Origin of the sequence: Novosphingobium mississippiense (assembly GCF_044029535.1) — a bacterium.
In the GTDB taxonomy this organism is placed as follows: domain Bacteria; phylum Pseudomonadota; class Alphaproteobacteria; order Sphingomonadales; family Sphingomonadaceae; genus Novosphingobium.
This window is the reverse complement of the sequence record NZ_CP147003.1, coordinates 584,075-602,645: the sequence shown is the minus strand read 5'-3', so window position 1 is coordinate 602,645 and position 18,571 is coordinate 584,075. Positions and strand designations below refer to the sequence as shown.

The window sequence follows — 18,571 nt, the reverse complement described above, 5'->3', positions numbered from 1 at the left end:
ACCTATCACTTACGCAAAACGTCATCAAGATCATATTTTATGTGATGATTGCGCATGATTATCGGAATTCAATCCGCAAATGGTCAAAAGTAAAATCGCAGCGAAAGCGGCGGAAATCCGCGCCATCCGGGTCATCGCAGCAGCACATGGGAAAAGGGCCGGAGGCATGCCATTCCGCACACCCCCGACCCCGACAATCGAAACATGATGCTTCAGGAAGAGGTCAGACTCCGAATCCCCCGGAGACCGAGATCGACTGCCCGGTGGTGTACCCGCCCTCGTTGCTGGCGAAGTAGACGCAGGCGTGGCCGATTTCCTCCGCCGTGCCCCAACGCGGCAGGCAGAGCAGCTTGTGCGTTTCTTCCACCCAGGCCTGATCGAACTGGCCCTGCTGCGTCAGTTCGTGAAGCTGCCCGGCGTCGATCACGCCCACCAGCACCGAATTGGCGCGGATGCCGAAGCGCCCCTCTTCCTTGGCAATCCCTTTGATCAGCTGCTCGTTCGCGGCCTTCACCGCCACGGACATGCCATCACGCGCCGGCCACCAGTCATGCCCGGCGGAACCCAGCGTGACGAAACTGCCGCCGCCCTGCTCGCGCATATGCGGGATCACCGCCTGCGCCGCGGCAAAGAAGCCGTGCACTTCGACATCGAAGGCATGCCGCCATTCGGCCATCGGCGTTTCCGCCAGATAGCGCTGGTTGACCAGTGGTCCGGCTCCCCAGATGACGGTGTGAATGCGGCCATGTTCGGCTATGGCGGCAGCCACGGCATCCTGCACTTGCGCCGCATCGGTCACGTCCGCCGCATGGACGCTGGCCTTGCGGCCCTTTCCTTGGACATAGGCGGCAACGGTCTTCGCAACATCGGGCTTGCTGCGATAGACCACGGCCACATCGCTGCCCCCATCGGCGAAGCACCGCGCCACGCCCTGCCCAATTCCGCCGCTGCCGCCGAACAGCAGCGTACACCCCGCTGGAAATGTCGCCACGGGTCCTCTCCCTTCGATGTTTTGGAATGCATGAGCGGCCTGCCGGAACAGGCCGCTCCGATCAGGCCGCCCCGTTCACGCTGCGACGCTGCCGGGTCGCTTGTCCAGCGTGACCACCAGGCCGTTCACGCGGCCCTGGATTTCCGGGGCCTTCGCGCGGGGATTGAAGAACTGGCGATACCAACTGCGCACTTTGCCATAGGGCCCGTCCGCAGGCACCGCCATGGGATTGAGGCAGGCCCGCTTGTTCGCCCAGATCTCCACGTCCTGCGCGAAGGCAAGGCGGCTGCCTTCCTGATACATGGCGGCATTGGCGCGATCCTCGTCGGTAATCTCGCGCGAGCCGTCGTGCACTTTCACCATCAGCCCGTGCCATGCGCGTGATCGGCCATCCTCGATCGGCGTGTTGGCGATCATGATGAAGCTATCGAACGCGCCGGCCATTTCCGACTGGAGGAAACCGGGCCCTTCGTACCAGGTGTCCAGCACCAGCTGATCCTCGGCAGAGGCGGTCAGCGTGCGGTGCCCCGCGCTGTAGTACTGGTGGACCACGTGGTTCTGGAACTCATTGGCGAAGTACTGGAAGTCCTTGGCGCCGTGGATCGGCACGAAGTGGCCGTAATCCGCCATGTTGTCGACGATCTCGACACCGTGGACGTTCAGATCGCCCATGAAGTCGATCTTCCATTCCACCCAGCCCGGCTCGCCGTAATGCCCGCCGAACTGGGGCAGTTCGTAATCCGGCTCCAGCCCTTCCTCGTCATGCCACATCCACAGGATGCCGGCGCGTTCGACCACCTTGTAGGTGCCCAGCTTCGCCGCCTTGGGCACGAAGTCCGAATAGGGGATGTGGTTGCACGCGCCGTCCGGCCCGTAACGCCAGCCGTGGAACGGGCAGCGGATCGATTCGCCTTCGACATGTTCGGCGTCACGCACAATGTAGGACGTGCTGTTCTTCGCCAGATGCGCGCCCATGTGCGGGCAATAGGCATCGACGACATAGGGCGTGCCCGATTCCCCGCGATAAAGCACCAAATCCTTGCCGAAATACCGTATCGCGGCGGGCGTGCGCGTCGCCTCCTCCGCTGCTCCGATCATGAACCAGCCACGCGGAAATGCGTGAGGCCCAAGGCCATAGTCGCTGGTAGTGGCCATTTGCATCGACTCCTTATGCTGCGCCTGCTCACGGCGGCGCATTCCTTGTCCATTTAGCCTTCCGATTGCCGATTTGCGAAGGTAATTGACCTGCACATAGGTTGTGCAAATATGCACGCGTTATGGAATGGAGCGATCTTCAGGTCTTTCTGGCTGCCGTGCGCGCCGGTTCGTACACCGCCGCGGGGCGTCAGTTGGGCATCAACCGCACGACAGTGGGCCGCCGGGTCGACGCGCTGGAAGCGGCGCTAGGTGTCGCGCTGTTCGAGGAAGGGCCACTGGGGCCCGCACCCAACCGGGCCGGCAAGCGATTGCTGGCCGCTGCCGAGGTCATGGAGCGCGAAGTCGCCCAGATGCGCAGGGATCTGGCGCTGCCCCATCTGGCGCAAGGCCCGGTGCGCGTGGCGGGCAGCGGGGGCATCGTTAGCGAGTTCCTGCCCGAATTCGCAGAATTCCGCCGCCTTCACCCCGAAGTCTCCATCGAACTGCTGGGCGAACTGGATCCCATCGACGCCGTGACCTACCGCCGCGCCGATCTGGCCATCGCGCTTGTGCGCAAGCCGCCGCTGCGGCTCTGGGGCGTGGAACTGGCCACGCTGGTGCAGGCTCCTTACGCCCGGCGGGACAGGACGGCACAACCTATGCAATTGGGCTGGGGTTTCGAACTCGACGCCGCACTGCCCGGCAGCCAGTGGACGGCCAGCAATCCGGCCGGCGAGGCGGCGGAAAAGGCCGGCCTGACCACGTTCAACGCCTGGCCGCAGATGAAGCAGGCCGTGCTGGCGGGACTAGGCAGCGCAACGCTCTGGTGCTTCGCCGCAGATGCCGAGGTGGATCTGGAACGCCTGGCCCCGCCCGACCCGCGCCATGACTGCCCGCTGTGGCTTCTGCATCGCGCCAAGGCCCCGCCCAGCCCGGGATTGAGCGCCCTGATCGCGTTCCTGACCGACGCCCTCAGCGCGCGCGTGAAAGGCCCGCCAGCATGCTGAATTCCCACGACGGATCGCCACCATCGGCGCGGCCGTGGCTGGCTTCCGCGCCCAGTCTGGCCATTGCTGCTTCGTCGACCGCGCGAACCTCTCCGTGATCGAAGACCAGTTGGCGGTGGAGGAATTTCCAGACGCCCTCGCGCCGCTCGTACCGATCAAGGTAGCGGCCGTGGACGATATATTCGTTCCTCTCCGGTGGATGCGTGCGGTGCCATGCCCGGACGAGATGCTCACCCTCCGCCCGGTCGCCGTCGATCGCGACCACGCTGTTGGCGATCGCATGGATCGTCAGTTCCCACGGCGCCATCGCCTGCGGCAGCCATGTGACGAAGGCATCGGGGCCGCCGCGAAACATCGTGCCGTGATCATCCACCGCATCGTCATGATAAAGCGTTCGGACCAGCGCGAAATCGCGCCGGTCGCACCCCCGGCAGTAGCGTGCGACCAGATCGATGATCGCCATGCGATCGCCATGCTCCCGCCAATCAGGCACCATCCCATGATCCTTTCGCTCGAAGAGCCGATTATTTTCGATTTTCAGATAATATCGCCTCATGTATTACGCAAATCCATGATTGAATCAAATTTTACAGATGGATTGCCGAATCATCCGGCCATGAGGGCCGCGCTCGATGCCTATGTCGAACGCATCAATGCGGGCGACGTGGAAGGCATTCTCGCACTCTTTGCGCCAGACGCGGTCATCGAGGATCCAGTGGGTAGCGAAGCGAAGACGGGTGCGGCGATCCGCGGATGGTTTGCCGATACGGTCGCGTTCGAATCGCGCATCCATCCCCTCGGCCCAGCACGCGGATCCCACGGTCGCGAAGCGGCATTGGCCTTCGATGTGGAATTCACCCCACCAGGAAGCACGCGCCTGCGCATTCGCTCGATCGATGTCTGCAGCTTCGACTCGCAGAACCGGATCACGCATCTGCGCGGATACTGGGGGCCGGACGACATCGGCCCCGCATAAGAAACAACGCCAAGGCCGAAGACGGCACGGCACAATGGAGAGGATTGTACTCATGGCCACCATCGCCCCCACTGACGAGGCAGCGTCGTTCACCTGCGACGCCCTGCTGGACGCTGCCCGGCAGCGCGCCGGGCTCGACGATTTCGGAGACACCTGGTTCCTGGAACCGATGGAACGCTATGTTGAGGCGGTCCACCGCGAAGCGCGGCTGACGCCCGCCGGCTATGCCGCGCAGCGAGAAGTGGTGGTGAAGGGACTGACCAGCCGCCTGCGAATGATGGCGGACATTCGCCGCGCGCCCGAAATCCTGGAGGAACAGGTCGAAGTGGCGGGCGTGATCCTGGGCCTGCCGCGCACCGGCAGCACGATCTTCCACCGCCTGCTGGCCGCCGCGCCGGGAATGACCGCGATCCGCTGGTACGAAGCGCAAAACTTCGCGCCGTTCCCGAACGAGACGCCGGGCGATCCACGCGAACGGCGCGCCTATGCGCAGGCCATGATCGACGGCTGGCTGCAGCTATCGCCCGAACTCGTCTCGATCCACCCCCTCGATCCCGAGGCCCCGGACGAGGAAATCCTGATCCTTGGCCAGATGTTCGTTTCGACGATGATCGAGGGCATGAGCTTCGTCCCCTCCTTCGCGCGGTGGCTGGATGGCTATGACCAGTCGCGCGGGCATGAGGACCTGAAGACCATCCTCAAGTACCTGCAATGGCAGGATCCGGCCCGGCGCGGGGCGAAGTGGATCCTGAAAAGCCCGTCAAACCTGCCTTACGCCGAACTGGCCGCGCGCGCCTTTCCAGAGGCTTTGTTGATCATGACCCACCGCGATCCGGCCGAAGTCGTGCCCTCCTACGTCAGCATGGAAGCTGCGCTCTACAAGCTGGCGGCGACGGTGGACGACCGGGAGGTTGGCCAGTTCTGGTCCGCCCGGTTGGCCGAGTGGATGGCCCTGTTCGAACAGGCCCGCGCCCGCATCGGCGAGCACCGCTTCGTCGATATCGATTACCGTGCCGTGGCGCGCGATCCGGTCGGGCAGGCGGAGCGGGTCCTGGCGCGGATGGGCGTTGCCCCGAACGAAGCCGCGCTGGCCGAATTCATGGCCGGGAACAGCCGCGAACAGCGCCCGACGCACGATTACGCGCCGGAGCGCTTCGGGGTCGACATGGCAACGGTGCGCGAAGCCTTCGCCGGATACCGCGCCCGCTACCTTTCTTAAGGAGGCCATTTGAAAAATGCCCGGCAGGGTATTTTTTAGCGGCACCGGCCCACTCCCGCGCCCGATCACCCACTAGAGTACAATCGTTGGGTGGTCGGGTGGGGAATGGGCCGGTGGCGGATTTTCAAGCAGACTCTAAGGAAGCAGGTCTCCGGGACCGGCGCGATCAGTTGTTCGCGCCGGTCAGGTCCCGCGCGGCGATGTAGCCGAAGGTCATGGCCGGGCCGATGGTGACGCCGGCGCCCGGATAGCTCTCCCCCATGGCGGAGGCGGCATTGTTGCCCACCGCGTAGAGGCCGGGGATGGCCGCGCCGTGATCGTCCACCACTTGCGCGCGCGCATTGGTGCGCAGGCCGCCGTTGGTGCCGATGTCCCCCGGATAGATCGGCAGGGCATAGAACGGCCCCTCGGTCAGCGGACGCAGGCAGGGGTTCGGGCCATGGCGATAGTCGCCGTACATCTTGTCATAGGCCGCCTCGCCACGATGGAAGGCGGGATCGCGGCCTTCCGCCGCATGGACATTGAATTCCGCAACAGTGCCGGCCAGCGCGGCGGGATCGACGCCGATCTTGGCCGCCAGTTCCTCCACGCTCTGCCCCTTGCACAGGATCTGGCGCACTCCGCGCGATTGCAGCCAGTCCGGCACCAGCGGCAGCAGCGGGCCCATCGGGAACTGCTGGCGATAGCGATTGTCGAAGATCATCCAGCTGGGGCTGGCATCGCCATGGTCGCGCTGGCGGCGCGCCATTTCCTGCCCGGTGACGTGGTAGGACGCCGCTTCGTTCAGATAGCGCTCGCCCTTCTGGTTGACCATGATGCAACCGGGCAGCGCCCGCTCGATCGTGCAGAGCCGGCCGCGATCCTCACCGGGAACGTAGAACACCGGTGCGGCCCAGGCCGATTGCAGGTTCATCGTGCCCGCCCCGATCGCCGCACCCGCGCGAATGGAATCGCCGGTATTGCTGGTGACGCCGCCGGACAGTTTCGCCTGCGGATAGAGCGGCGCATTGGCATCGCGCATCTGCTGGTTCTTGTCGAACCCGCCCGCCGCCAGCACCACGCCCTTGCGAACGCCGATCCGCAGCGGCTTGCCGCCGCGCTCCACCACGATGCCGGTGACGCGCCCGTCCTCGCGCACTATCTCCCACATAGGGCAGCCCAGCCAGACCGACACACCCGCCTCGTCCAGCGCCAGCCGCAGCGCACCGGTCAGCGCCCCGCCCAACGTCAGACGGCGATCCTTGCGCGAGGTGAAGCGAAACGGCAGGTCCAGCCAGTACTTGCCCATGTTGGCGACAAGGTGCGTGAACCAGCCCTTGGTACGGTAGAGCAGTTGGTACGTCTCGGCGAACGTCCACTGGAGATAGCCGAACAGGCTGGCCGCCGGGGACGGAAAGCGCTGCGTGCGGATCGCCGCGCCGAGCAGCTTGCCGTCGAACTCCAGCGGCAGGTGGGTGCGAAATCCGGTGGGCGAGCCGCCCGGATTTTCCGCATGATAGTCGGGATAGGGCTGCGCCTGATAGCGCACGCGCGTGTTTGCGGTGACCCAGCGCAGCATCGGCGCGGCATTGTCCACAAAGGCGCGGATGTTCTCATCGGGCACATTCGCGGCCGAAAGCCCGCGCACATAGCGGAAGGCATCGTCCAGATCGTCCACGAACCCGGCTTCGCGCGCTTGATCGCTGCCTGGAATCCAGATGCCGCCGCCCGATGTGGCGGATGTGCCCCCCCACAGCGCATCCTTTTCAACGATCAGCACATCGGCCCGGTTATGCGCCGCCACCAGTGCGGACAGCATTCCGCCCGCACCCGATCCGACGACGACAACGTCGACGACCCTGTCCCACTGTGCGTCCCACTGCGCGTTCGAATTCCCGGTCATGCCTCTCACCCGGCCGGCAGCCCGGCCTCTTTATAGGATCTTGTGACGCATGTTGCGATTGATATTGCACTCGTGTCAACTCCATGCGTAAATTGAAGCTTCATTTTTTACGAGTCATTCGGGTAAAAGAGCATAATGGTGGAGATGAAAGGCAAAGTGGCGCTGATTACCGGCGCGGGACAGGGGATCGGCCTGGGCGTGGCGCGGGCGATGGCCCAGGCTGGCGCGAAAGTGATGCTGTCAGGCCGCACGTATGACAAGGTGGCGCAGGCGGCGCAGGCTCTAGTCGCGGAAGGGTGCGAGGCGCAGGCGCTGGCCTGCGACGTCTGCAGCGCCGAACAGATCGACGCGGCGGTAGAGGCCACTTGCGCCGCGTTCGGCGGAATCGACGTGCTGGTCAACAACGCACAGCAAGTGCCGCTGGGCAAGCTGGACGACGTTACGGATGAGGCTTTCATAGCCGGCTTCCAATCCGGCCCGCTGGCCACCTTCCGCCTGATGAAGCGTGTGCAGCCGGTGATGGCAGCGCGCGGCGGCGGCACGATCTTCAATTTCGCCTCCTCTGCCGGGATCCGCTGGGACATGACCGGATACGGCGCCTATGCCGCCGTCAAGCAGGCCACGCGCGCACTCACCCGCGCCGCCGCCGCCGAGTGGGGGCGTGCAGGCGTGCGCGTTCTGACCATCGCGCCCCACGCGGAATCGCCGGGTCTGAAAGGTTGGGTGGAACACAATCCGGCCGAGGCCGAAGCGTTCTTCCGCACCATCCCGCTCGGCCGGATCGGCCGCCTGGAGGAAGACATCGGCCGCGCGCTGGTGGCCCTGTGCGGCACCGACCTTGGCTATCTGACCGGCGCCACCATCCCGCTCGACGGCGGGCAGGCCAATTTCGACTGAAGGACGGCAGTTCGTGGAAAAGATCGTCGTCGCCCTCTGGGCCCCTCAAGACGAAACGCGCGCCGCCTATGCCGAGCGATTGCTGGCCGGGTTGCCCGCCGCGCTGCAGGCAGCCGGCGCGCAGCGCGTGCGGCTGAACTTGCGCGATGCAGCGGTAACTCCGGCCGATCAGATAGTGCAGCGCTGGCAGGTTCCGCAGCAGGACGCAGTGGTGCAGTTCTGGATGGAATCGGCCAACAGCCGGTTTCGCGGCGCGGTGGACGCGATTCTGGCGCAATACTGCGACCGTTTTGCGGCATGGCTGGTCTGCGAATCGACCATCATCGCCAATGAGGCGCATCCGCCCCGGCCCGATGCGCGGACCTGGGGCTGGAGCCAGTCGACATTCCTGGCCTTCCGCCGCGACATCAGCCGCGACGCCGCGCTCGCGCACTGGGTGGGCGAGCACACCCGCGTCGCCATCGAAACGCAATCGAACTTCGAATACGTGCAGAACATCGTGGTGCGCCCGCTTACCGCAGATGCGCCGGCCTACGATGCCTTCGTGGAAGAGTGCTTCCCGACCGAGGCCATGTCCGCGCCGGAAGTGTTCTTCGACGCGGCGGGCGATCCCGCCAAGTTCGAAGAGAACGCCCGCATCATGATGGACAGCTGCACGCGCTTCATCGACTTTTCGCGGATCGACGTGATCCCGACCAGCCAATTCCAGTTCGCTGACTGAAGAGCGGACTGACACACGAATAGAACCAACGGGAGAGAGAAGATGGCGCAAGGAAACGGAAAGGTCGCGCTCGTCACCGGCGCAAGCCGGGGCGCCGGCGCGGGCATTGCGCGCGGCTTCGGCGAAATGGGCTATACCGTCTACGTCACCGGCCGCACAACCGTGCCCGGCGATGCCAAGGGGTGGGACGGATCGGTGCTGCCGGGCACGGTGGCGGAAACCGCCGCCCGCGTGAACGAGTTGGGCGGCACCGGCATCCCGGTGGTCTGCGACCATGCCGACGACGCGCAAGTCGCCGCGCTGTTCGATCGCATCCGGCAGGAATCCGGGCGGCTGGACGTGCTCGTCAACAATGCCGCCTACATGCATCACCAGCTGATCGCCAAGATGCCGTTCTGGGAGAAGGAGCTGGACGCGCAGAAGATTCTCGATGTCGGCCTCCGCTCCGCCTATGTCGCCAGCTGGCACGCGGCGCGGATGATGGTGCCGCAGGGATCGGGCTGCATCGCCATGACCTCTTCCTTCGGCGCCTCCTGCTATATGCACGGCCCCGCCTATGGCGCGCAGAAGGCCGGTCTCGACAAGCTGGCGCACGACATGGAGCACGATCTGCGCGGCACCGGCGTGATCGCCATCTCGCTCTGGCTTGGCCCGCAAGTCACCGAACGGGCCGAGATTGCCCGCCGCACCAATCCCGAACAGTATGAAGCTTTCGCGGAAATGGCGGAAAACCCGGAATTTTCCGCGCATGTGCTGGAAGCGATCCAGCACGCCCCGGATCGGGAAGACCTGTCCGGCCAGACGCTGATCGTGGCCGAAGTGGCGCGCACCCTGGGCGTTACCGATCGCGGGCGTGAGCGCCCCTCGCACCGCGAGATGCTCGGCAGCCCGCGGCCGAAGAACCCGGCGGCAGTCTATTGACGCAGACGGCCCGCAGACCAGACTGACGATCACAACCGGCGAGGCGAACGCGCCCGCCGGTCAAGGAGAGGAACGCACCGAGGATGCTCGATCCCCATATCAAGGCGCTGCTGGACATGTTCTCCGCTGCCCCGCAAGTCGATTACGCCACGATCACGCCCGAAGCGCTGCGCGCGATCAACGATCAGCCGATGGCCTTCGCGCCGCCGCCCGAAGTGGCACGGGTGCAGGATCTGGTGCTGCCCCTGCCCGGCCGCGACATTCCCGCCCGGCTCTACGTGCCGGAAAATGCGCATGAAACGCCGCCGCTGGTGGTGTTCTACCATGGCGGCGGCTGGGTGATCGGTACGCTGGATACGCATGACGCCACTTGCCGCCAACTGGCGCGCGAAAGTGGCGCGGCGGTGCTGTCGGTGGGCTATCGCCTCGCTCCGGAGCACCCCTTTCCCACACCGCTCGACGATTGCTACGACGCGCTGGTCTGGGCTGCGGCCCATGGCGAAACGCTGGGTGTCGATGCCACGCGACTGGCCGTGGCGGGCGACAGCGCCGGGGGCAATCTTGCCGCTGCCGTGGCGATCCGCGCGCGTGACGAGGGCGGCCCCGCACTGCGCCATCAGACGCTGGCCTATCCGGTCACCTGCAACAGCTTGGGCCACGGCTCCTACGAAGAGAATGGCGATGGCAGCTATTTTCTCTCCACCGATGCCATGCGCTGGTTCTGGCAGCACTACCTGGGCAGCGGCACGACCGGGCATGTCCCGCTCGCCAGCGTGCTGGGCACGGCCGATCTTGCCGGGCTGCCCTCTGCCACAGTGATCACGGCCGAGCACGATCCGCTGCGCGACGAAGGCATGGCCTATGCCGCGCGGCTGGGCGAAGCGGGCGTGACGGTCGATAGCGCGGTGGCGCCGGGGATGATCCACGGCTTCCTGTCGATGTTTCAGGCGGTGCCCGGCGCGCTGCCATGGATGGAGCGCGCCGGGAGGGGATTGCGCGAAGCGCTCGCCTGATCGCTCAGGCGAGCATGGTATCGATCAGATGGCGGTCGCACCGCCATCGATCACCATCGGATGGCCGGTGACGAATGCCGACGCGTCGGAGCAGAGCCAGACGACGGCCTCGGCAATCTCTTCCGCCTTGCCCATGCGGCCCATCGGGGTCATCCCCTCGATCACCTGCTTCATTTGCGGATCGGCGACCAGCGGCGCAGTCATCGGCGTTTCGATCACACCGGGGCACACGGCGTTGACGCGGATGCCGGCCTTGGCCCAGCGCAACGCGCCGTGGCGGGTCAGGCCGATGACGCCGTGCTTGGTGGCGGTGTAGCCAGGCTGGCTGGGATTGCCGACCATACCGTTGATCGACGCCGTGTTGACGATCGCGCCACCACCCTGCGCCAGCATCACTTCCGCTTCCTCACGCATGCACAGCATCACGCCCGTCAGGTTGATGCCCACGCTGCGCGCCCAGACCTCGTCCTCATATTCGTTGGCGGTGATGGAGTTGATCCCGGCGTTGTTGAACGCATAGTCGAGGCGGCCGAATGCGGAGACTGCGGCGGCCACCATCGCCTTCACCTCGTCTCCCTTGCTCACGTCGCAGCGCTGCCACGCCGCCTTGCCGCCGGCCTTCTCGATCAGCGAGACGGTTTCGCGCCCGCCTTCCTCGTTGACGTCGCTGACCAGCACACTCGCGCCAGAGCGGGCGAAGGCCAGCGCGGCGGCCCGGCCGATGCCGCCGCTTGCACCGGTGACCAGCGCGACCTTGCCGGCCAATCCGTAATCGATCATTCCCGTATCCTCTCTCAAATCTCTATCAGGCGGCGCCTCAGGCAGCCACTGGCACTTCGCCGCAGGCGATGACGCGCAGCGCGCCGTCCTTGCCGATTTCCTCGGTAATCATCGACGTCACCCGGCTCACCGTTTCGGCGATGAACCAGCGGCCCTGATGGCGGCGGTAAACGTCCTCATATTCCACGGCGAGGCGGGTAACGCGCTGCGCGCTCATCAGGATCGTGCGGAAATTGAGCGACCAGAGCCCGCGCGCCTCGTCCGGGCCGACAAGGTCGATCTCCCAGTTGGTGGCGTGGTGGATATCATGCACGCCGGGCTGGCACGCCATCTGGCTGAACACCTCTACGAAGGCATCGCGATCGGCAAATTCGGGGAACCCTTCATAGGCGATGCGCGCGCCGGTGGGCAGAAAACAGTCCCGCACCACCTCCGGCTCCTTGAGATCGCAGGCGCGCAAATAACGGGCCTTGAGCGCACGGATCGCCTCCTTGTCCTCCAGCGCGGCAAGGCGCGCGGCGATCTCTTCCAGGCTGATGGGCATTCGCGTCTCTCCGAATTTATCTGGTTGCTTCATTAGGCTTGCGACGGGATCAGTCCGCGGCGATCTCGTGCGCGATGTCCGGCATGAACGGCGGTGTCTCGTTCTGGAAGAAGGCCATTCGTCCTTCCAGTACCTGCCGGCTCATCTCGGGCTGACTGTGGACCCAGAACTTGTTCTCCGCGATCTGTTCCAGGAACAGGCGGCAGCCTTCGTCCAGATCCATGCCGTAGGCGTTCATCATCTCCGCCATCTTGCGGCGATGGCTGGCGGCCGCCTCGGGCTCGCCCGCGCCGGCTTCGGCATTGAAGATATTGGTCTTGAGCATGCCCGGAATGATCGAGGAGACGTGGATCGGCGCCTGCTTCAGCTGCATTTCCAGATAGAGGCACTCGCTGAAGGCCTGCACCGCATGTTTGGTGACGATATAGGCCGTTTGCGCCGGCATGACCGAAAAGCCGCCGATCGAGGACAAGTTGGCGATCCAAGCTTCCTTGCCGCTTTCCAGCATACGCGGCACGAAGGCGCGCACGCCGTGGATCACGCCGTGGAGGTTGATGTCCAGCGTGGCTTCCCAGCGGGCGACGGGGATTTCCCAGGTGAAGCCCACTGTCTCGATCCCGGCGTTGTTGACCAGCAGCCGCACGTCGCCGTGGGTGGCGAAGACGTGGTCGGCCAGCCGGTCCAGTTCCTCGGGCTTGGAAACGTCCACCCGCACCGCCTCGGCCTTGCCGCCGGCGGATACGATGGCATCGACCGTCGCCTGTGCGGCGGCCTGGTTGATGTCGGCTACCACCACGGTCATGCCCAGCGTGCCGGCACGCCGGGCAAGGCCCGCGCCGATGCCCGATCCGGCCCCGGTGATGACGGCCACGCCGCCAGCGAAAACTTCGGCGTCACGCGCCATGCACACTCTCCCTCAAACCCTGTTGTCATGTGGGAAGAAAGGATGCGCCTGGCAGGGTTGCCGTCATCCCTTCTTCCCGCCTGGATCACGCGGAGGCTTCTTCCTCCAACTGCGCGGAGCTGGCGGCATTGGCCTGTGCCGACGACGGGCCGGAAAGCCCGTAATCCGCGAATACCGGCGCGCGCATGGCATCGGCAAAGGCGTCGTAGCTCCACGGCCAGCTGGCCGGAACGCCCTCCGCATCGAGATACCAGCTGGTGCAGCCCGAACCGAAGATCGTCTTCTTCGCTGCATCGATCCGGCGTTCTTCGTAGTCCGCGTGCGCCTCGGCCGTCGGTGCGATCTGCCGCACTTCGCCGGCGCGCAAGCGGTCCAGCAATTGCTCCACATAGTCCCACTGCCGTTCGGCAATGTCGATCAGCGAGAAGTTGCCCACCGGCCCTGTCGGCCCGTTGAGCAGGAACAGGTTGGGAAAGTGCGGCACGCTGAGCGCATAATAGGCGGTGGGCCGCGTGGCCCAGGCCTCGTCCAGCGAACGGCCGCCCTCGCCCGTCACCGTTGCCGGGCGAATGAAGCGATCGGCATGGAACCCGGTGGCCAGGATCAGCGTGTCCAGCGGGTGGAACATGCCGTCCACCATGCGCACGCCTTCCGGCTCCACCCGCGCGATACGCCCGGTTTCGACGTAGACGGAGGGGTTCTGCACTTCCTCATAGAAGCACCACGAATAGATCAGCCGCTTGCAGGCCGCGCGGTAATCGGGGCGCAGCTTCTCGCGCAGTTCCGGATCACGGATCGAGTTCTCCAGATTGACGCGGCAGATCTCCTCAATCTCCGCCATCTCCGGACCATCGATGTCGGTAATGCCATCGGTGAAGCGCCGGATCGCGCCGATATAGTCCTCGTGATAGCGGATCGCGTCCATCAGTGCGGGATCGGCGCGGAAGGCAGCGCGGTCCTCGTCGGTATAGGGGAACTGCGGCACCGGCATGATCCACTGCGGAGAGCGCTGGAAATGCACCAGCTTCTCCACGCGCTTGTTGATCGCGGTCAGTATCTGCACGCCGGTCGATCCGCAGCCGATCAGGCCCACGCGGGCACCGTCGATCGGGGCATCGTCATCCCAGCGCGCCGTGTGGAAGGCATGGCCGGCGAAGGTATCCAGTCCCTCGATCGGCGGCGTCTTGGGATGGTGCAGCACGCCGGAGGCAGCGATCACCACGTCGAAGCGGTGGCTCTCGCCATTGGCCAGCGTCACCGTCCATTCGCTGGCGGCTTCATCCCAGACCAGCCCCGCCACTTCGCAACCGAAGCGTATGGAGCGGCGCACGTCGTACTTGTCCGCCACCATTTCGAAATAGGCCTGAATTTCGGGACCGGCGGCGTAATAGGCCTTCCACTCCGGATAGGGTTCGAACGAATAGGTATAGGCATGGGCCGGCACGTCGCAGGTGAGGCCCGGATATCGGTTTTCGCGCCAGGTGCCGCCCAGCTTGTCGGCCTTTTCGAAGAGCGTGAACTCCTCTCCGTTCTGCCGCAGCTTCACCCCGGCGAGCAGCCCCGCCATGCCTGCGCCGACGATCGCGTACCGCAACTTGCGCGTCGTCTGCTTGTCCTGTGCCATAGTCTTCCTCTCTCCATTCGGTGGCCGGTCCCGCCAGTGGTCAGCATGCAGGCCCGGCCAATTCTCTGTTCTACGATTTCAATTCAGCAGAGCGCCGCCATTGACGTGGACGACTTGCCCGTTGATCCAGCGCCCGTCTTCGGACAGCAGCATGGCCGCCACCCCGGCAATATCCTCCGCCTTGCCCAGTCGCGTCGATCGGGTCTGCGCCAGGCAAAGATCGGCCCATTCGGGGGGCACCTGCCCGCCCGCGATCATCTCCGGCGTCATCACGAAGCCGGGGGCGATGCAGTTGGCCGTCACCCCCTCCTTCCCCCAGCGCGACGCGACGTGCCGCATCAGCGCATTGAGGCCGCTTTTCGACGCGGCGTAGCTGGGCCGTTCCGGCTCTCCGCTGTCACCCGCGCCGGAGCTGGTATAGACGATCGCTCCGCCGCCCGCCGCAAGCAGGTGCGGCAGCATCGCCCGCGTGCACAGCAGATGGCCGCGCAAGTTCACCGCGATCGTCCGGTCGAACACGGCCAGATCCAGCGCCAGCGCATCGCTGTCCGCAAAGATAGCGCGTAAGTCGGCGGCGTTGACATGGGCACCGTCCAACCCGCCCAGCCGCTCCGCCGCTGCGGCTATCGCGCCATTGACCGATGCCTCGTCCACAATGTCCACCGCCAGCGCGAAAGCCTCATGCCCATTAGCGGCCATGCGCGTGGCGACTGCCTGCGCCGCAGGCAGGTTGATGTCCAGAACGGCGACACGCGCACCCTCGGCGCAGAGACGCTCAACGGTCGCAGCACCGATTCCGGTGCCCGCGCCGATCACCACAAGCCTCTTGCCTGCGAGCCGATCCGCCATCATCTCTCCGCCTGGTTCATCGCCCCCGGTTCCATCGCTACGACGCATATCGCCAAGCCATGAACCAAGTTTGCCTTGATTATCGTAAAATCATCGCCAATAATTTGCGCAATGACAAGCCAAAAGGCGATGGGAGAGGCAAAATGCGATATTGCACGGGGTTATGGCCCTGCCAATCGCCGGTCTGCCGCTTTTCCGCCGCCCAACCGCGCCCCGGGGAATAAGAGAGCCAGCCGCATGACATCCAATACCTATCCGCATCTGCTTTCCCCGCTTCGGATCGGTGCGATGGAGATTCGCAACCGCATCGCCGTCACCGCCATGGGGGTGAGTCTGTCCGAAGACGACGGCACCGTGGGCGAACGGCTGATCGCCTATCATGAGGAACAGGCGCGCGGCGGCGCCGGGCTGATCATCTCGGGCGTGGCGGGCGTCGCCTGGCCGGTGGGCGCGGTGTCGATGGGCCAAACGGCGATTTCGGAAGACCGCTTCATTCCCGGCCTGCGCCAGTTGACCGACCGCGTCCACGCACACGGCGCGAAGATCGCCGCGCAGCTTCACCACGGCGGCCTCGTCGCCAATTACAGCCACGCGCGCTGGGGCCATCCGCTCTGGGCGCCGGCCTATCCCAAGCCGCCGAAGGGCAATTTCACCGAATACTTCCTGATGGAGGAACTGGCCCCGCTGGCCGGGATGAAGCCGCCCGCGATCAAGCCGTTGGAACAGGCGGACATCGACCTTGCCGTCAGCCAGTTCGCCGCGGGCGCCCGCCGCGCGAAAGAGGCCGGCTTCGACGGTGTGGAGATCCACGCCGGGCACGGCTATCTGCTCTCCTCCTTCATCTCGCCCTTTACCAACACGCGCACGGACGCTTACGGCGGCCCGCTGGAAAACCGCGCGCGGCTGGCGCTGGACGTGCTGAAGGCGGTGCGCGCCGAAGTCGGGCCCGATTTCCCGGTGTGGATCAAGATCGATTCGCGCGATGTCGGCAAGCCGGGCGGCATCACCATCGACCTTGCACGCGATCTGGCCAAGCTGGTGGAGGCCGCCGGGGCGGATGCGATCACCGTCACCGCCTATCACGACACCGATCAGGGCAAGCTCCATTCGGAATCGCACACGCCGCAGACGCCCGGCTGGAACCTGGAATCCGTGGCCGCCATTCGTGAGGTGGTATCGGTTCCGGTACTCGGTTCGGGCCGGGTAGGGCCCGACGTGGCGGACCGGGCGATCGGGCGCGGCGAACTGGACGTCGTCGCCATGGGGCGCAAGCTGCTGGCCGACCCGCACCTGCCGCGCAAGCTGACCGAAGGCGCGGAAGAAACCGTGCGCCCCTGCATCTATTGCTACACCTGCATCAGCGCGATCTACATGGGCGAAGCCGTGCGCTGCGCGGTCAATCCCGCGCTGGGCCGCGAGTATCAGGGTGAACCGGAAGCCGGGTCGCCGCGCCCCATCGCGGTGGTCGGCGGTGGCCCCGGCGGCATGGAATCGGCGCGGCGGCTGGCGGCGCTGGGCCACAAGGTGACGCTGATCGAGAAATCGGACCGGCTGGGCGGCACCCTGCGCTTCGCCAGTCTGGCCTACGAACCCAACGAGCGCATTCTGGACTGGCTGCGCCGCGAAGTGCGAGAGGCCGGCGTGGATGTAAGGCTGTCGACGGTGGCCACGCCCGAATTGTTGCGCGAACTGGGGGTGAAGGACGTGATCGTCGCCACCGGCGCGGTGCGCGCAATGCCGCCGATCCCCGGGGGCGATCTGCCGCATGTCTTCTCCGGCGACGACATGCGCCGGATGATGCTGGGCGAAAGCTCGGACGAATTGAAGCGCAAGACGGGCCTGTTCACCCGCCTTGCCACCAAGGTCGGCGCCGCGACAGGGGCCACCGCCAACCTCGCACTAGTGCGCAAGGCCACGCATACGTGGATGCCGCTGGGCGACCGCATCGTCATCGTCGGCGGTGAACTGGTCGGGCTGGAACTGGCCGAATTCCTCAGCGAACGCGGCCGTACCGTCCATGTGATCGAGGAAGGCCCACGGCTGGGCCGCGGATTGATGCTGGTACGGCGGATGCGCATTCTGGCCGAACTGGCCGAGCATCACGTCGGCCTGCACGGCGGCGCGACAGATATCGCCATCGGCCCCGACACAGTGACTTTCACCGACCGCGAAGGCCAGGTGCAGGGCATTGCAGCGGACAACGTGATCGTCGCGCGCGGAGCGGAAGGCGATCTGTCGCTGGCGCATGCTATCGAGGCGGCGGGCTTCACCGTCCATGTCGTGGGCGATGCCAACGGCGTCGGCTACATCGAGGGGGCGATGCGTGGCGCGGCCGAAGCGGTGCGGGAAATCGCAGCGGCCCACCATCCGCAACCGGCCTGAGGCCGGGCACAGGCGATCAACGGAAAGGGGGCGAACGATGGAAACGGCCGATTTACGCCGCGTAGATACGCGATTTGAATTCTACGCATACGCGCCATCACTGCCACAAGTAAGCGGCTTTGGCGCTTCGATTTTCGGCCCTGCCGCACATTTCCAGCGGTCACTATGAGGTTGACGAGCAAGCGCTCCATGCGCAAACCGGCCGCTCGTTCCACGCTCCGTTCGGGAAGCAGGTTGCCGGAAGACATGACGCAGACGTTCCAGTTCGATGCGACCGACGCCAAGATCGTCGAGTTGCTGCGCCTCAACGGCCGCGCCAACAACCAGCAGATTGCCGAGACGCTGGGGCTGACCGCCACCACCGTTTCCACCCGCATCAAGCGGCTGGAAGACGCCAACCAGTTGCGCGTAGTCGCCGTTTCGGACTTCTCCGCGCATGGCTACAACGTCCTGCTGAAGATCGCGGTGGAAGTGGACGGCCGCCCGGTGAACGACGTGGCGCACGATCTGGCCGCGCTGCCGGAAGTCTTCGCCGTGCATCTGGTCACCGGCCGGTACGACATCGACATGCTGGTGGCGCTGCAGGGGTTCGAGGATCTGTCCGGCTTCCTGCTCGACGATCTTTCCACCGTACGCGGCATCCGCTCACTGACGCCCGCCGTGGTCGTCGATATCATCAAGTACCAGTTCGACGTCGCGCCGATCGAAGCAAGGGATCGCTGAA

General features: G+C 65.4%; 18 protein-coding genes. 9 read left to right on the top strand and 9 right to left on the bottom strand.

The features are described from left to right. Positions 1-223: 223 nt before the first annotated feature. Both WBP06_RS21370 and WBP06_RS21365 read right to left on the bottom strand, forming a co-directional pair. On the bottom strand, positions 224-991 hold the full coding sequence (locus WBP06_RS21370) for an SDR family NAD(P)-dependent oxidoreductase (RefSeq protein WP_395337054.1): 768 nt from the start codon (positions 989-991) through the stop codon (positions 224-226). 75 nt (positions 992-1,066) lie between these two features. Further along, positions 1,067-2,146: a Rieske 2Fe-2S domain-containing protein gene (locus WBP06_RS21365; protein ID WP_395337052.1), complete on the bottom strand. Its 1,080-nt coding sequence runs from the start codon at positions 2,144-2,146 to the stop codon at positions 1,067-1,069. A gap of 122 nt (positions 2,147-2,268) precedes the next feature. Between WBP06_RS21365 and WBP06_RS21360 the strand changes: the two genes are divergently transcribed. Next, a complete protein-coding gene (locus tag WBP06_RS21360; RefSeq protein ID WP_395337050.1) occupies positions 2,269-3,135 on the top strand; it encodes a LysR family transcriptional regulator in 867 nt (288 codons plus the stop codon). On the opposite strand, the gene WBP06_RS21355 is transcribed toward WBP06_RS21360, so the two are convergent. Next, positions 3,101-3,631, bottom strand: coding sequence for a nuclear transport factor 2 family protein (locus tag WBP06_RS21355; protein WP_395337048.1), 531 nt, complete (start codon positions 3,629-3,631; stop codon positions 3,101-3,103). The genes WBP06_RS21360 and WBP06_RS21355 overlap by 35 nt on opposite strands. 3 nt (positions 3,632-3,634) lie before the next feature. Between WBP06_RS21355 and WBP06_RS21350 the strand changes: the two genes are divergently transcribed. Both WBP06_RS21350 and WBP06_RS21345 read left to right on the top strand, forming a co-directional pair. Continuing rightward, positions 3,635-4,111 (top strand): nuclear transport factor 2 family protein, encoded by a 477-nt coding sequence (locus WBP06_RS21350; RefSeq protein WP_395337046.1) that lies wholly within the window; start codon positions 3,635-3,637, stop codon positions 4,109-4,111. A 52-nt stretch (positions 4,112-4,163) separates the two neighbouring features. Next, the gene (locus WBP06_RS21345; protein WP_395337044.1) at positions 4,164-5,330 is read left to right on the top strand and encodes a sulfotransferase family protein; all 1,167 of its coding nucleotides are present in this window, start codon (positions 4,164-4,166) and stop codon (positions 5,328-5,330) included. 166 nt (positions 5,331-5,496) lie between these two features. Here the strand turns inward: WBP06_RS21345 and WBP06_RS21340 are convergent, their stop codons facing one another. Further along, positions 5,497-7,212, bottom strand: a complete 1,716-nt coding sequence (locus tag WBP06_RS21340; RefSeq protein ID WP_395337042.1) for an FAD-binding protein — start codon at positions 7,210-7,212, stop codon at positions 5,497-5,499. A gap of 135 nt (positions 7,213-7,347) precedes the next feature. Here WBP06_RS21340 and WBP06_RS21335 point away from each other — a divergent pair, with 135 nt between their 5' ends. The 4 genes from WBP06_RS21335 to estDL136 all read left to right on the top strand — a co-directional run bounded on the left by WBP06_RS21335 (position 7,348) and on the right by estDL136 (position 10,764). After that, entirely contained in the window at positions 7,348-8,109 is a 762-nt protein-coding gene (locus WBP06_RS21335; protein WP_395337040.1) for an SDR family NAD(P)-dependent oxidoreductase, read from the top strand. Positions 8,110-8,122: 13 nt separating this feature from the next. Beyond that, on the top strand, positions 8,123-8,830 hold the full coding sequence (locus WBP06_RS21330) for an EthD domain-containing protein (protein ID WP_395337037.1): 708 nt from the start codon (positions 8,123-8,125) through the stop codon (positions 8,828-8,830). A 42-nt stretch (positions 8,831-8,872) separates the two neighbouring features. Beyond that, a complete protein-coding gene (locus WBP06_RS21325) occupies positions 8,873-9,751 on the top strand; it encodes an SDR family NAD(P)-dependent oxidoreductase (protein ID WP_395337035.1) in 879 nt (292 codons plus the stop codon). An 83-nt stretch (positions 9,752-9,834) separates the two neighbouring features. Beyond that, the gene (gene estDL136, locus WBP06_RS21320) at positions 9,835-10,764 is read left to right on the top strand and encodes a chloramphenicol hydrolase (RefSeq protein ID WP_395337032.1); all 930 of its coding nucleotides are present in this window, start codon (positions 9,835-9,837) and stop codon (positions 10,762-10,764) included. A gap of 24 nt (positions 10,765-10,788) precedes the next feature. Here estDL136 and WBP06_RS21315 read toward each other — a convergent pair whose 3' ends face one another. From WBP06_RS21315 to WBP06_RS21295, 5 genes are all read right to left on the bottom strand, one after another. Further along, the gene (locus WBP06_RS21315; RefSeq protein WP_395337029.1) at positions 10,789-11,544 is read right to left on the bottom strand and encodes a glucose 1-dehydrogenase; all 756 of its coding nucleotides are present in this window, start codon (positions 11,542-11,544) and stop codon (positions 10,789-10,791) included. Between the two features lie 37 nt (positions 11,545-11,581). Then, a complete protein-coding gene (locus WBP06_RS21310; protein WP_395337027.1) occupies positions 11,582-12,088 on the bottom strand; it encodes a nuclear transport factor 2 family protein in 507 nt (168 codons plus the stop codon). A 49-nt stretch (positions 12,089-12,137) separates the two neighbouring features. Beyond that, a complete protein-coding gene (locus tag WBP06_RS21305) occupies positions 12,138-12,992 on the bottom strand; it encodes an SDR family NAD(P)-dependent oxidoreductase (protein WP_395337025.1) in 855 nt (284 codons plus the stop codon). Positions 12,993-13,077: 85 nt separating this feature from the next. After that, positions 13,078-14,616, bottom strand: coding sequence for a flavin-containing monooxygenase (locus tag WBP06_RS21300; protein ID WP_395337023.1), 1,539 nt, complete (start codon positions 14,614-14,616; stop codon positions 13,078-13,080). Positions 14,617-14,694: 78 nt separating this feature from the next. Further along, a complete protein-coding gene (locus WBP06_RS21295; protein ID WP_395337020.1) occupies positions 14,695-15,465 on the bottom strand; it encodes an SDR family NAD(P)-dependent oxidoreductase in 771 nt (256 codons plus the stop codon). Positions 15,466-15,702: 237 nt separating this feature from the next. On the opposite strand from WBP06_RS21295, the gene WBP06_RS21290 reads away from it, so the two are divergent. Then, positions 15,703-17,847, top strand: a complete 2,145-nt coding sequence (locus WBP06_RS21290) for an FAD-dependent oxidoreductase (RefSeq protein ID WP_395337017.1) — start codon at positions 15,703-15,705, stop codon at positions 17,845-17,847. 246 nt (positions 17,848-18,093) lie between these two features. Then, on the top strand, positions 18,094-18,570 hold the full coding sequence (locus tag WBP06_RS21285; protein WP_395337015.1) for an Lrp/AsnC family transcriptional regulator: 477 nt from the start codon (positions 18,094-18,096) through the stop codon (positions 18,568-18,570). The last annotated feature ends 1 nt before the right edge of the window (position 18,571 follow it).